Origin of the sequence: Pseudomonas zanjanensis (genome assembly GCF_014268745.2) — a bacterium.
GTDB lineage: Bacteria > Pseudomonadota > Gammaproteobacteria > Pseudomonadales > Pseudomonadaceae > Aquipseudomonas > Aquipseudomonas zanjanensis.
In genome coordinates, this window is sequence record NZ_JABWRB020000002.1 from 1 (window position 1) to 12,257 (window position 12,257).

At 63.8% G+C, this 12,257-nt stretch carries 9 protein-coding genes and 1 pseudogene; 8 read left to right on the top strand and 2 right to left on the bottom strand.

Translation table 11 applies throughout. The features are described from left to right. Positions 1-119 precede the first annotated feature (119 nt). Complete coding sequence (locus tag HU715_RS15805) at positions 120-908, top strand: DUF2135 domain-containing protein (protein ID WP_186710545.1); 789 nt, start codon at positions 120-122, stop codon at positions 906-908. Positions 909-1,148: 240 nt separating this feature from the next. Here the strand turns inward: HU715_RS15805 and HU715_RS15810 are convergent, their stop codons facing one another. Both HU715_RS15810 and HU715_RS15815 read right to left on the bottom strand, forming a co-directional pair. Beyond that, complete coding sequence (locus tag HU715_RS15810) at positions 1,149-1,289, bottom strand: hypothetical protein (protein ID WP_186710543.1); 141 nt, start codon at positions 1,287-1,289, stop codon at positions 1,149-1,151. Positions 1,290-1,422: 133 nt separating this feature from the next. Beyond that, positions 1,423-1,529, bottom strand: a pseudogene (locus HU715_RS15815). 42 nt (positions 1,530-1,571) lie between these two features. Between HU715_RS15815 and HU715_RS15820 the strand changes: the two are divergent. The 7 genes from HU715_RS15820 to HU715_RS15850 all read left to right on the top strand — a co-directional run bounded on the left by HU715_RS15820 (position 1,572) and on the right by HU715_RS15850 (position 12,108). After that, positions 1,572-2,651 (top strand): DUF2138 family protein, encoded by a 1,080-nt coding sequence (locus HU715_RS15820; protein ID WP_186710541.1) that lies wholly within the window; start codon positions 1,572-1,574, stop codon positions 2,649-2,651. Then, a complete protein-coding gene (locus HU715_RS15825) occupies positions 2,636-3,295 on the top strand; it encodes a DUF1175 domain-containing protein (RefSeq protein ID WP_186710539.1) in 660 nt (219 codons plus the stop codon). The genes HU715_RS15820 and HU715_RS15825 overlap by 16 nt, the downstream gene beginning before the upstream one ends. Further along, positions 3,292-7,860, top strand: coding sequence for an alpha-2-macroglobulin family protein (locus HU715_RS15830; RefSeq protein WP_186710553.1), 4,569 nt, complete (start codon positions 3,292-3,294; stop codon positions 7,858-7,860). Before HU715_RS15825 ends, HU715_RS15830 begins: the two co-directional genes overlap by 4 nt. Before the next feature lies 1 nt (position 7,861). After that, positions 7,862-9,481 (top strand): DUF2300 domain-containing protein, encoded by a 1,620-nt coding sequence (locus tag HU715_RS15835; RefSeq protein WP_186710537.1) that lies wholly within the window; start codon positions 7,862-7,864, stop codon positions 9,479-9,481. A 3-nt stretch (positions 9,482-9,484) separates the two neighbouring features. Next, the gene (locus tag HU715_RS15840) at positions 9,485-10,315 is read left to right on the top strand and encodes a YfaP family protein (protein ID WP_186710535.1); all 831 of its coding nucleotides are present in this window, start codon (positions 9,485-9,487) and stop codon (positions 10,313-10,315) included. A gap of 491 nt (positions 10,316-10,806) precedes the next feature. Then, positions 10,807-11,388, top strand: coding sequence for a YjfI family protein (locus HU715_RS15845; RefSeq protein ID WP_186710533.1), 582 nt, complete (start codon positions 10,807-10,809; stop codon positions 11,386-11,388). A gap of 21 nt (positions 11,389-11,409) precedes the next feature. After that, the gene (locus HU715_RS15850; protein ID WP_186710531.1) at positions 11,410-12,108 is read left to right on the top strand and encodes a PspA/IM30 family protein; all 699 of its coding nucleotides are present in this window, start codon (positions 11,410-11,412) and stop codon (positions 12,106-12,108) included. Positions 12,109-12,257: the final 149 nt, after the last annotated feature.

The window sequence follows — 12,257 nt, forward strand, 5'->3', positions numbered from 1 at the left end:
ATCGATTGCCTTAAGTGAACAGCATTGCCTTGTAACGGGGCCCTCAGACGAAACCCGAATAATTACAAGCAGCGCCCTGGAAGGGCGCCGGGTTGCGTCGTGCATGGCAGGAGGCATACGTGCGTTTTCTTTCTTTATTGATCGTGTTGCTCGGTGCGCCGTTGGCGTGGGCCGCGCCTTCGGCTGAAATGTCGGAGCCGGTGGGCGGCTGGCGCTACAGCGGCTTGCTCGATCGTACGGAAAACCCGCAAGTCGCGTATCCCACGCCACCCATCGACCGCGGCATCCAGCGCAACCGCACGATGATCGAGGGCCAGATCAAGGCGATGGGCACGGCGCGCCAGCCCCACAGCCTGGCGGTCAACGGCAATCCACTGAATCTCTATACCGACGACGAAGGACGGTTCGCCCGGCCGTATGCGTTCGGCGCCGGCTCCAACAGCGTCGAGGTGCGCAGCTCCGAAGGCCAGTCCCTCAAGCGCGTGCAATTCTATGAAGCCAACAACCTGCGCACCCCGGCGCAGATCCGCGTGGTGCTGGGCTGGGACGACCCCAAGGCCGAGCTCGACCTGCATATCGTCACACCCGACGGCCAACATGCCTTCTTCGGTCGCCCGGCGCTGACCAACGGCGGCGGCCTCGACCCGGATGGCGTCGACGGTCCCGGCCCTGAGATGTTCACCATGACCGCGCCGATGCACGGCACCTACCTGGTCTACGTGAACTATTGGGGCAACTACGGCAGCGGCGGCTACAACTTCGATGAGACCAGCAACCAGAACGAGGTGATCACCTCGCAGATCAACCTGGTGCTCAACGAAAACACCGTCGATGAAAAACGCGAGACCTTTGTCGTGCCCCTGCGCGCCATTGGCGATCTGTTGCTGGTCAAGACTTTCAACTACTAAATCCGCTCCACGGATGAACAGGCCCTTGTGAATATGAGCGACAACACTGCTTCCCCGACCACGCCGACACCTGTCGCCAAACCTGTGCGCCGCTGGCCGGCGATACTGATCGGGCTGTGCCTGGTCGCCGGTGTGGCCGCCGGGCTGGGCTGGTTCATCAACAAGCCCAAGGCGCCGCCCATGGCGTTGGCATTGGAAAAACTCGGCCTGAGCCGTCCCGACGGCTTGCTCGAGACCCATTCACTGAGCCAGTTGCCCAAGGACCTGTTGGCGGTGCCGTTCCTCAAGGCCACGCTCACCGAGGACTTCGTCTTCTATTACGAAGCCCATGCCGACCGCCTCGGGCTGATCGGCAGCCTGCGCCGGATCATCTACGAGCATGACCTCAAGTTGCAGGACAGCCTGATCGAAGCGCTTTTCGACCAGCCGGCCGACGTCGCGTTGTGGCGCGGTGCGGACGGTCGCCTCAAGGATTTCCTGTTGGTGATGGATCGCGGCGGCCTGGCCAAGGTGCTGGAGCCGTTGGCGAAAGTCGCCTTGGATGACACGCAACTGAGCAAGCTCAGCGACCTCAAGGTCGGCGGTGACGACGTCGCGCTTTACCAGCTCAGCTACAACGCCAGCAAATCCCTGGCCTTCGCCTCCCACGGCGACAAACTGGTCGTGCTGTCCAACCCGACCAAGCTGTACGACCCGGCCAGCGGGTCGGCGGTGGAGCCGGGCAGCGTTTCGACGACCGCCCTGGCGGCCTTGCTCAACGGCGACAAACTGTTCCCTGAAGCCTTCGGCCTGCCGCCCAAGGCGCCGGAGGTCAAGCAACGCATCTCGGTCAACGCCAGCGTGCTCGCCATGGGCTACCAGCGGTTCATCCCGAACTTCGCCGGCTTGCGTTTCGACATGGACGACAAGGGCTGGCACAGCTTCCTGGCCCTGGACGAGCAGGAAAACCAGCCGGACTTCGATTTCAAGCCAATCTGGCAAGCCATGCCCATGGGTGCCAGCGCTTGCGTGGCCTTGCCCCTGGCCGCCGAGCAGCAGAAACCATTGCTGGTGAAACTGGGCGCCGAGGAAAAAGCCGCCCAGGCCATGGTCGATCATGTGACCGGTGCCGCCGGCCTGTGCTGGTACGCCGATTCGCGGCTGTACACGCCGCTATTGGTGGCGAGCCTGAATGACGACGACGGCAAGCTCGACGCCGACCTGGGCAACCTGTTCGGTTCGATGGTCGGCGCCTATGAAAACAACGTCGCCGAACACGCGTTCCCGGTAGTGGAAAAGCAAGCAGGTTCGACGCACCAATGGCAACGCCAGGTCAGCTCCAATTTCGGGCCTTATTCGGCCAAGGAAGCCGAGCAACCCGAAGCGATCACCGGCAAGGCGTTCCTGCGGGTCAGCCTGGCCCGTCATGGCTCGACCTTGCTGTTCTCCCTCGACGACAAGTTGGTGGACAAGGCCCTCGGCACCCTCGACAAGCGCTTCCCGCCCATGGCCGAGGTGGTGCCCCAAGACCTGCTGATGCCGGTCTACTTCGGCCCGGATTCCATGGCGCAACTGATGCAGCGCGAAACCCTCGACAGCCTGCCCCAGGACATGGAGCCGGTGTTCTACAACGCCGCGCAAACCTACCTGATCCCGAAACTGCGCACCCTCGGCGGCTACGGCAAATACGCCCTGACCTTGCCCGCGGGCAGCGAGCCGGACGGCCATTGGCAGTGGCTGCCGCTGGAATGGAAAGCGCTGTGACCGCACTGATCCGCAACCCTGCGTTGACGCTGCTGCTGGCACTGCTGCTCGGCGGGCCGGCGCGTGCGGTCGAGGCGCCGGCGTTGGACGTGCAGCAGTCCCAGGTCTTTCGCGCCTGGTTCGTGCGCATTGCGCAGGAACAGCTGACCAAAGGCCCGAGCCCGCGCTGGTACCAGCAGGATTGCGCCGGGCTGGTGCGCTTCGCTGCCAACGAAGCCCTGAAGGTCCACGATGAAAAATGGCTGCGCAGCAATGGCCTGTCCAATCGCTACCTGCCCCCGGAACTGCCCCTCAGCGATGCGCAACGGCGCCTCGCCCAGCAGTGGCAGCAGGGCGGCGGCAAGGTCGGGCCCTACGTCAACGCCATCAAGCTGATCCAGTTCAACAGTCGCCTGGTGGGCCGCGATGTCGCCCAGGCCCGCCCCGGCGACCTGATGTTCTTCGATCAGGGCGATGACCAGCATTTGATGATCTGGATGGGCCGCTACATCGCCTATCACACCGGCACCACAACCCCTACCGACAACGGCATGCGCTCCGCAAGCCTGCAACAACTCATGAACTGGAAGGACACCCGATGGATACCCGACGCAGCCAACCCCAACTTCATCGGCGTCTATCGACTCAACTTTCTCTCCCAATGACCGGTGCCCGCATGCTGCGCTTGTGTTCAAAACTGCCCCTGCTGTTCGCCCTGTTGCTGGCACCCCTGGTTAATGCCGAAGACACGGTGGAGCCCAGCGGCTACACGCCGGTGTCCGGCGAAAGCTTTTTCCTGCTGGCCGACAGCAGTTTTGCCAGCGACGAACAGGCCATGGTTCGCCTCGAAGCGCCGGGCCGCGACTACCGTCGGTACCGCATGGAACCCTACGGCGGCGCCGACATCCGCGTCTATCGCATCGAAAAACCGCTGGAGTTCCTCAAGCGCCAGAAAAACCTGCACCGCGTGGTCAGCGACGGCCAGTTCAAGGGCGAAGGCCTGTCGAACACTCTCGCGTACCTGTGGGACAACTGGTACCGCAAGTCCCGTCGAGTGATGCAACGGGCGTTCTCCTACGAATCGCGCCAGCACGTCACCGAGCAAGTGCCGGAACTTAGGATCGGCGACGCCCTGGTCGCGCCGACCCCGTACGAGGCACCGGCGCAATTCGCCTTGATCCCGGGCTTGCCGGTGGTCAGCCAGTTCCGTTATCCGCTGTGGCAGGCCAAGCCAATCCAGCCGCCAGCCGGGGTCAACCTGGCCGGTTCATCCAGTGAGTTCGTCAGCGTTGCCCCGGGCAACGTCTATGTGCCGCTGGGCCAGTTGAAGCCAGGCCTGTACCTGGTGGAAGCGCTGATCGGCAAATACCGCGCGACCACCATGGTCTTCGTCTCCAACACCGTGGCCGTGAGCAAGATTGCCGGCGATGAATTGCTGGTCTGGGCCGCACGCAAGCATGAAGGGCGTTCGGTGCCCAAGGTCAATGTGCTGTGGACCGACGGCCTGGGCGTGATGAGCAGCGGTGCCACCGATGAGGACGGCCTGCTGCGCCTCAAGCACGTCAGCCCGGAGCGTTCGTTCGTCATTGGTGAGGACGAGGAGGGCGGCGTATTCGTTTCGGAAAACTTCTACTACGACAGCGAAATCTACGACACCAAGCTGTATGCGTTCACCGACCGGCCGCTGTACCGGCCGGGGGATTGGGTGTCACTGAAAATCGTCGGTCGCGAGTTCAAGAACGCCCGTGACTCGGTGCAACCGACCGCCGCCGACGTCAATGTCAGCGTCCTCGACGCCACCGGCACCGCGCTGCAAACCCTGGCCCTGAAGCTCGACTCCAAGGCCGGTACCCAAGGCCGTTTCCAACTGCCGGAAAACGCCGTGGCCGGTGGTTATGAGCTGCGCTTCAGTTACAAGGACCAGCTCTACAGCAGCGCCTTTCGCGTGGCCGAATACATCAAGCCGCACTTCGAGATCGCCCTGAACCTGGCCAAGCAGGATTACCGCACCGGCGAGCCGGTCAAGGGCAACCTCGTGCTGCTGTACCCGGACGGCAAGCCGGTGGTGAATGCCACGGTGAGCCTGAGCCTGCGGGCCCAGCAACTGTCGATGGTCGATAACGAGCTGCAATACCTGGGGCAATTCCCGGTGGAACTGACCAGCAGCGAAGTGACCACCGATGCCAAGGGCAACGCGACCCTCGACCTGCCGGCCGCCGACAAGCCGAGCCGCTACACGCTCACCGTGTTCGCCAGCGATGGCGCGGCGTATCGGGTCAAGACCACCAAGGAAATCCTCATCGACCGTGGCGCGGCGAATTTCCGCCTGAGCGCTCCCCAGCGGTTCAGCGCCGCCGGCCAGAAGGTGTCGTTCAGCTACGCCAACGAAGGCGGCACCGAACAGGCCAAGGCTGTGACACCCGGCAGCTACGCCTGGGTGCGCCTGGAAGACCAGAGCACCGGCGAAGGCAAGCTGGCGGCCAAGGACAAGGGCTTCAGCCTGACCTTCGAGCGCCCCGGCACCTACAACCTGACGCTCAAGGACGACCACGGCCGGGTCATTGGCGCCGCCGCCCACGCGGTGACCGGTGAAGGCATCAAGGCCGTGCCGGGCACGGTCGAGATTGTCTTCGACAAGCCTGAGTACAAGACCGGTGACGAAGCGCTGGCGCTGATCACCTTCCCCGAGCCGGTCAGCGATGCGTTGCTGTCGCTTGAGCGGGACAAGGTCGAGGCCACGGCGCTGCTGTCCAAGGGTGGCGACTGGCTGAAGATGGAAAAGCTCAGCGACACCCAATACCGCGCGCGCATTGCCGTGAAGGATAGCTTTGCGCCCAACCTGACGTTCTCGGTGCTGTACACCAAGGGCGGCCAGTACAGCTTCCAGAACGCCGGCATCAAGGTGATCACGCCGCAGATCGATGTGGCTGTCGTCACCGACAAAGCCACCTATCGTCCGGGCGACACGGTGACCGTGGACCTGAGCACCCAGTTCGCCGGCAAGGCGATCCCGGCACACCTGACGGTCAGCGTGGTCGATGAGATGGTCTACGCCCTGCAACCGGAAGTGGCGCCGACCATCGACCAGTTCTTCTATCACCCGCGCCGCAACAACGTGCGCACCAGTGCCAGCCTGTCGTTCATCAGCTATGACGTGGCGCTGCCAGGCAGCCCCGGCGCGCCGGGCAAGGCCAACCGCAGCGAGCGTGGGGTCAAGGTGCTGGAGCGGCCACGGCGTGAAGACGTCGACACCGCCGCGTGGCAACCGGAGCTGGTCACCGACGCCAACGGCAAGGCCCGCTTCACCTTCAAGATGCCGGACTCGCTGACCCGCTGGCGCATCACGGCCAAGGCGATCGCTGACGACGGCCAAGTCGGCCAGAAGAAGCAGTTCATTGCGTCGGAAAAACCGCTGTACCTGAAGTGGAGCGGCCCGACCCGCTTCCGCACGGGCGACAAGCCGCAACTGGGCCTGTTCGCCTTCAGCCAATCGGAAAAACCCCTGAAGGCCGAGCTGCTGATCCGTTACGCCGGTGCTGAACAGCGCGTGGTGGCGGAGCTGAAAAACGGCATCAACTACGTGGCGCTGCCGGCCCTGGAATTGAGCAGCGGCGACTTGACCGTGCAGTTGCAATTGAACGGCGAAACCCAGGACGCCCTGGCCATGCACCTGAACGCCAGCGGCAACGGCTGGCAAGTGACCCAGAGCCAGCGCCTTGATGTGGCCAGTGGCGACACTCCGCTGACCTTGCCGACCGACGCCACAGATATTCGCCTGCGCCTGGATGACAGCCCGCAAGCGTTGTTCCGTTCGGCCCTGGATGACCTGCTGAGCTACCCCTACGGTGGCGTCGAGCAGACCGCCAGCCGTCTGTTGCCGTTGAGCATCGCCTATCCGACCCTGGCGTCGAATCCGCAGATCCGCGACCGCTTGCGCTTGATCATGCAGAACAGCCGCTTGCGCCTGGTGCAGATGGCCGGGCCGTCGGCGAGCTTCACCTGGTGGGGCCAGGACGGTGAGCCAGATGCATTCCTTACCGCTTACGCCTATTACGCCGATTGGCACGCCAGCCAGGCCCTGGACCTGAGCCTGCCGCCGGAACACTGGCAGCGGGTGCTGGAGGTTTACGCCAAGGAGGCCGCTGATACACCGTTGCTGCAACGTGCGTTGATCCTGTCGTTCGCCAAGCAGATGCAACTGCCGGTGAATACCTTGCTCAGCGGCCTGATGGACGACCTGGCGAAGGCCAGCGAAGACAGCACCGAGAGCGTGCTGGACAGCGGCGAGGACAGCCTGGTCATGTACGCGCCGGACTCCGCGCTTGGCCTGGCCAGCGCCCGAGTGCTGACCGCGTCCCTCGCCAAGCAGGCGAAGGTGCCGTTGCCCGCGGCCTTCAGCCGCCAGGCCGACGCTGCGCAACAGCAACTGGAGCTGAGCTCGCAGCCTTTCGTCGAGGCTTTGCTGCTGTCGCTGCAGGGCTTCGATCAAGCCCGCGCCACGGCACTGCTGGAGCGCGTGCTGCCGCAGCAGTCCACCCTGGAACGGGCGCTGGCCCTGACCTGGTTGCAGCGCAGCATCGAACAGGCCGCGCCGTCCGTGGCCCTGGCGCCGGGCGAAGGCTGGGTTGCCAAGCAAGGCGCGACCGGTGAAACCTACTGGCAGTGGCAGGGCGCGCAGCTTCCGACGATGCTGACCCTGAACGGTGCCGAGGAGCGTCCACTGCAAGCGGCATTGAGCTTCCAGAGCCAGCAAGCGCCGGTGGCACCGATGGCCGTGTCGATCACCCGGCGCCTGTCGCGCTTGGTGCCGGGCGACGAGGCCTTCACCTTCAAGCTCGAAGCCGTGGGCAACAAACCGTTGTCCAGCGACAGCCTCTACCTGGATGAAGTGATCATCAACAGCAAGGCTCCGACGCCACTGCGCTACGGCATGCTCGAAGTACCGTTGCCGCCGGGCGCCGACGTGGAACGCACCACCTGGGGCATCCAGTTGATGGGCAAGGCCGACAGCGAGCCGACGTCCCTGGAAAAGGCGCGCTTCGAGCCGGGCCAGATGGCCTATGCGATACCACTGGACGCCCTCAGTGGCGAGCTGCGCCTGCGACACTTGGTGCGCTTCTCCCAGAAAGGTCAGTTCACCTTGCCGCCGGTGCGCTTTACCCAAGTCTATGCACCACAGAATCAGGCTCGCGAACAGAAACCGGCGCTCGGTCAGGTGACGGTCAACTGACATGCGCAGGCCTTGGGGTTGGTGGTGGTTGTGCTTGATTCCTGCGCTGGCGACAGCGCAGGACGAGCCGTTGCGCCTGGCCTTCGACGGTCAATTGCTGCGGGTGAATCAAACCCAGGTGCTGGATCGCCAGCCATTGCCCGACACGTTGCAGGCACCGTTGGGCAGCCTGTGGAAGCTGTTTGTCTACGCCTGGCTGGTGGACACCAACGCTCGCGAACCGGTGTATGAGTGCCGCGGCGAGTCGAAGGAAGAAGTCTATTGCTGCAATCCCGGGCAGAGCATCGGTCGTGACCAAGCGCTGGTGAAGTCCTGCGGTTTGTATTTCGAGCCGCAGCGGCTCGGGCTATCGGCCTCGAATTGGCGCGATTACTGGCAGGCGCGCCAGGCGCCGGCCTGGTTGTTGGACCTGCCAACGCTGCAACCCCAGACGCAAGTACCGGTCGCGGGATTGCTCAAGGCCCTGGCCATGCTGCCGGCCCAGGACCAGGCCCGCCGGGTGCTGTTGGACGTGGTCCTCGGGGCGGCGGACGGGCGGCTGGTCGGTGAGTTGGGCAGCCGCCTGCGGGTCAAGACCTGGAGCTGGTTGGGTGACCAGGGGCCTTCCTCGCGACAGGGTGGATTTGCCGGTTGGCTGTCTGACGGCACGCCGGTGTGGGCCGGTGGCCGTGGCACCAGCCAGCAGGTCCTCAAGGTCTACGGCGAAGGTCTGGCGGCGGCGTTGCCGTCCCGCTGGCCGGCGGACACCGGGCGCTGCGTGGAAGTCGATCTGTTTGCCCGTTATCCGTTGCAACGGGTGATGGCCGGCGAGCGGCCGGCCACACCGGGTCAACTGCGCGGTGACTACCGCGTCGAATTCAGCAACGGCAACCAATTGGACATCCACAGCGATGGCGAGCTGTTCCTGCTGCCCGGCAAGCTGGTGGCGCGCCTGGACCGCGAGGAGTATGTCGCCCGGGTCTTGCAGCGCGAAGCCAAGGCAGAGCCCGCCGAAGCCGCCAAGGCCCTGGCGGTGGCGATTCGCACGTATCTGCTGCAAAACGCCCAGCGCAACGGTGATTGCCTGAGCATCGACGACAGCAGCCATCGCCAGCGCGTCGCGCCACGCCCGGCGGCGCCTGGAACCCGGGCCATTGCCGCCTGGACCAGCGACCTGGTCTTGGCCGGCACCGATGTCACCTACCACTCCGACCAGCCGGGCCCGGACAAACTGTCCTGGGCGCAAGCCGTGGAGCAGGCCAACGCTGGCCAACGCTACGACGCCATCCTGCTGCACGCCTATCCGCGCGCCAGCCTCAGCCGCTGGGACAACCCCGTGGCGTCCTGCGAGGCGCTGCCCGCCGCCCAGGACTGGCTGCTGAAGCAGCGCCGGGGCTGGCGCGAGCGGCTGGAAAGTGAAGTCGGCTACAACGAAATCAGCGCTTTCGCCGTCTGCCGTGTCGCCTTCGGCCGGCCGTATGTCGACCGCGAACGCCAGCGCATCTACGTGCGCGGCGTGCTGTCGCTGCAAGACCGTCTCGACCTGACACATGAATATTTGCACCTGGCCTTCGAAGCTCACCCCAACGGCCAGGACGAAACCTATATCGAAGGGCTCGCCCGTCACCTCTTGCTGGAATAGACCATGACACTCCGTTATCCACAGGTCTTGCTGTTGCTCTGCGCCCTGACCGCGTTATCACCGGCCATGGCCGCCGACTCTATAAAGCTCGACACCCCCATTGGTGGCTGGCGCAGCGGTGCGCCGGGGGGTGAAGGCGAAAGCTTCAGCCAAACCGTCAATTACCCGGCCTCGTCGGTCAACACGCCCCCGGGCCAGGCCGACACCGCGCGCATTACCGGGCAGATCAAGGGTGCGCCCAAAGACAGCAACGCGCCGGGCCAGTTGATCGTCAACGGCGTCAGCCTGCCGCTGAAACTGGATGAAGAAGGTCGCTTCGACCGGCCGTTCTCGTTCCCCAACGGCAGCAACAGCGTTGAAGTGCGCAGCGCCGATGGCCAGCAGCGCCACCGCACGCAATTTCTCAACACCAGCGGCGGCGCCACCCCGGCCAAGCTGCGGGTGTTGCTGACGTGGGACAGCGACGGCACCGACCTGGACCTGCACCTGGTCACCCCCGATGGCGCGCACATCTGGTACGGCGACCGAGCCGTCGCCAACGGCGCGGCCCTCGACGTCGACGTCACCACCGGCTACGGCCCGGAAATCTTCGCCATGCCCGCGCCGATCAAGGGCCAGTACCTGGTGTATGTGAATTACTACGGCGGCGGTTATCGCAGTGAGGAGGACGGCGAAGAGGGCGAGTCCGTGGCGCAGGCGCAACAGGCCTTGACCACCGCGCAGGTCACCGTGATCACCGAAGAGGGCACGCCGAACGAGAAAATGGAAACCTTCGTCGTGCCGATGCGGGCGGTGGGGGAGCTGACGTTGGTCAAAAGCTTTAGCTACCCGTAAGCCGCCTATCAGCAGCCAAAGCTGAGGTAGCAGCCTGTGGAGATCTCCTAATGTGGGAGCGGGCTTGCTCGCGAAGACGGCGGCACATTCAGCATCAATGCAAGCTGACCCGCCGATTTCGCGAGCAAGCCCGCTCCCACAGAGGAACTGTGGCGAACGTCTGATCTGTGAGCGCTCGAACCCCCCTGTGGGAGCTGAGCTTGCTCGCGATGACGGTCTTGCATCCACATCAATGCAAGCTGATGTACCGCTATCGCGAGCAGGCTCGCTCCCACAGGGTTGGATGGGCTGCAATAAAAAATCTCACGCGTGAGCTATTGTGGGGTTTGGAAAGTGCCTGTAGTGTTTCTCACGCGTGAGTTTTTCACAGTGGGGTCAGTACCATGCCAACCAGCTCTCCATCAGATCCGCCTGACGGGTCTGTGACCGATCCAGCGAGCCGCACGGGAGAGCGCGCCAAACCCTCGGCGAAAAAACCGTCGAGCTTCTACATGAAGCAGATGCGCGCGGGCTTGAGTGCCGCCGGTTATGTGAAACACGAGGCTTGGGTGCTTCCCGAAAACAGAAGCCTGCTCAAGCAAATGGAGAAACAGCTACGCCAACCGATTCTGGCTGGCTCATTCATGTCGGAGGATTACATGAGCGCAGGTAATAACTGGAACATCGATCGCCTCTACAGCGCCCTTCAGGCCCTGGACGAAGTGGTCGCGAACGACATCACCCTCTCCCTCGTCCAAGGCTCCGAGTCCAGCATCAAGCTGGAAATGAATGACTTCGGTGGCTTGCCCATCTACATCGCTGTGGTAGGCGACCAGATCATCGTCGATACCGTGCTGGTGGACGTCGAGTCGATCAGCGATGTGGCGGCCTTCAACGACGCGGTGTTGCGCAGCCGGGAAATGTTCCCGCTGTCGTCCATCGGCATCGAGACCATGCCCAACGGACAGGTGGTCTACAACATGTTCGGTGCGTTGAGCGCCGACTCCAGCCTGACCAACGTCGTCACCGAGGTCAAAACCCTCGTCGACAATGTCCAGCGCGCCAGCGAAGCCTTCGAACGCTTCTTCATCTAATTCGCCGAATAGGAACATCCAATGACTCAGTCCATCTGGAGCAAGTTGTTCACCGCACTGCGTGGCGGTGCCAACGAAGTCGGCGAATCGATCGTCGACCAACAGGCCCTGCGCATCCTCGACCAGGAAATCCGCGATGCCGACAGCGCGCTGGCCAACGCCAAGCGTGAGCTGGTCACCATCATGGCCAAGCACAAGCTGGCGACCGATCGCGTCGGCGAATACAACGCCAAGATCAAGGACCTGGAAGCCAAGGCCCTGGCCGCGATCCAGGCCAACCGCGAAGACCTGGCGCTGGAAGTGGCCGAAGCCATTTCGACCCTGACCAACGAACTGGACGCCGAGCAAAAGCACGCGACCGAATTCGGCGGTTACGCGGACAACATGCGCAAGGACATCACCAAGGCCGAAGCCCGCATCAAGAGCCTGCGCCAGCAAGTGGACATGGCCAAGGCCCGTGAAAGCGTGCAGAAGGCTCAGGTCAGCGCCTCGATCGCCAGTGGCGGCGCCAATGGCAAGCTGGAAACTGCCGTCGGTACGCTCAACCGCCTGCAAGCCAAGCAACAACAACGTGCCGCTGAACTGCAAGCCCAGGACGAACTGGCCGAGGCTTCCACCGGCTCCGACCTGGAGCGCAAGCTGCGCGATGCCGGCATCACGCCAAACGAAGGCAGCGCCAATGCGATCCTGGAACGCCTGAAGAAAAAATCGGCTGAGTAAGTCATGCAGGTGCGCTCATCACCCTGAGCGCACTGAACCTGTGGCGAGGGAGCTTGCTCCCGCTGGACTGCGCAGCAGGCCCCTTTTGGAGCCGCTTCGCGCCTCAGCGGGAGCAAGCTCCCTCGCCACAAGGGTGTGGCACGCCACGG

Excerpts from the sequence above, each read along its gene's own strand:
- HU715_RS15810 (WP_186710543.1), bottom strand. The coding sequence starts at position 1,289 with ATGCTCGTAGATGATCCGGCGCAGGCTGCCGATCAGCCCGAGGCGGTC.
- HU715_RS15825 (WP_186710539.1), top strand. The coding sequence starts at position 2,636 with ATGGAAAGCGCTGTGACCGCACTGATCCGCAACCCTGCGTTGACGCTG.
- HU715_RS15830 (WP_186710553.1), top strand. The coding sequence starts at position 3,292 with ATGACCGGTGCCCGCATGCTGCGCTTGTGTTCAAAACTGCCCCTGCTG.
- HU715_RS15835 (WP_186710537.1), top strand. The coding sequence starts at position 7,862 with ATGCGCAGGCCTTGGGGTTGGTGGTGGTTGTGCTTGATTCCTGCGCTG.
- HU715_RS15840 (WP_186710535.1), top strand. The coding sequence starts at position 9,485 with ATGACACTCCGTTATCCACAGGTCTTGCTGTTGCTCTGCGCCCTGACC.
- HU715_RS15845 (WP_186710533.1), top strand. The coding sequence starts at position 10,807 with ATGAAGCAGATGCGCGCGGGCTTGAGTGCCGCCGGTTATGTGAAACAC.
- HU715_RS15850 (WP_186710531.1), top strand. The coding sequence starts at position 11,410 with ATGACTCAGTCCATCTGGAGCAAGTTGTTCACCGCACTGCGTGGCGGT.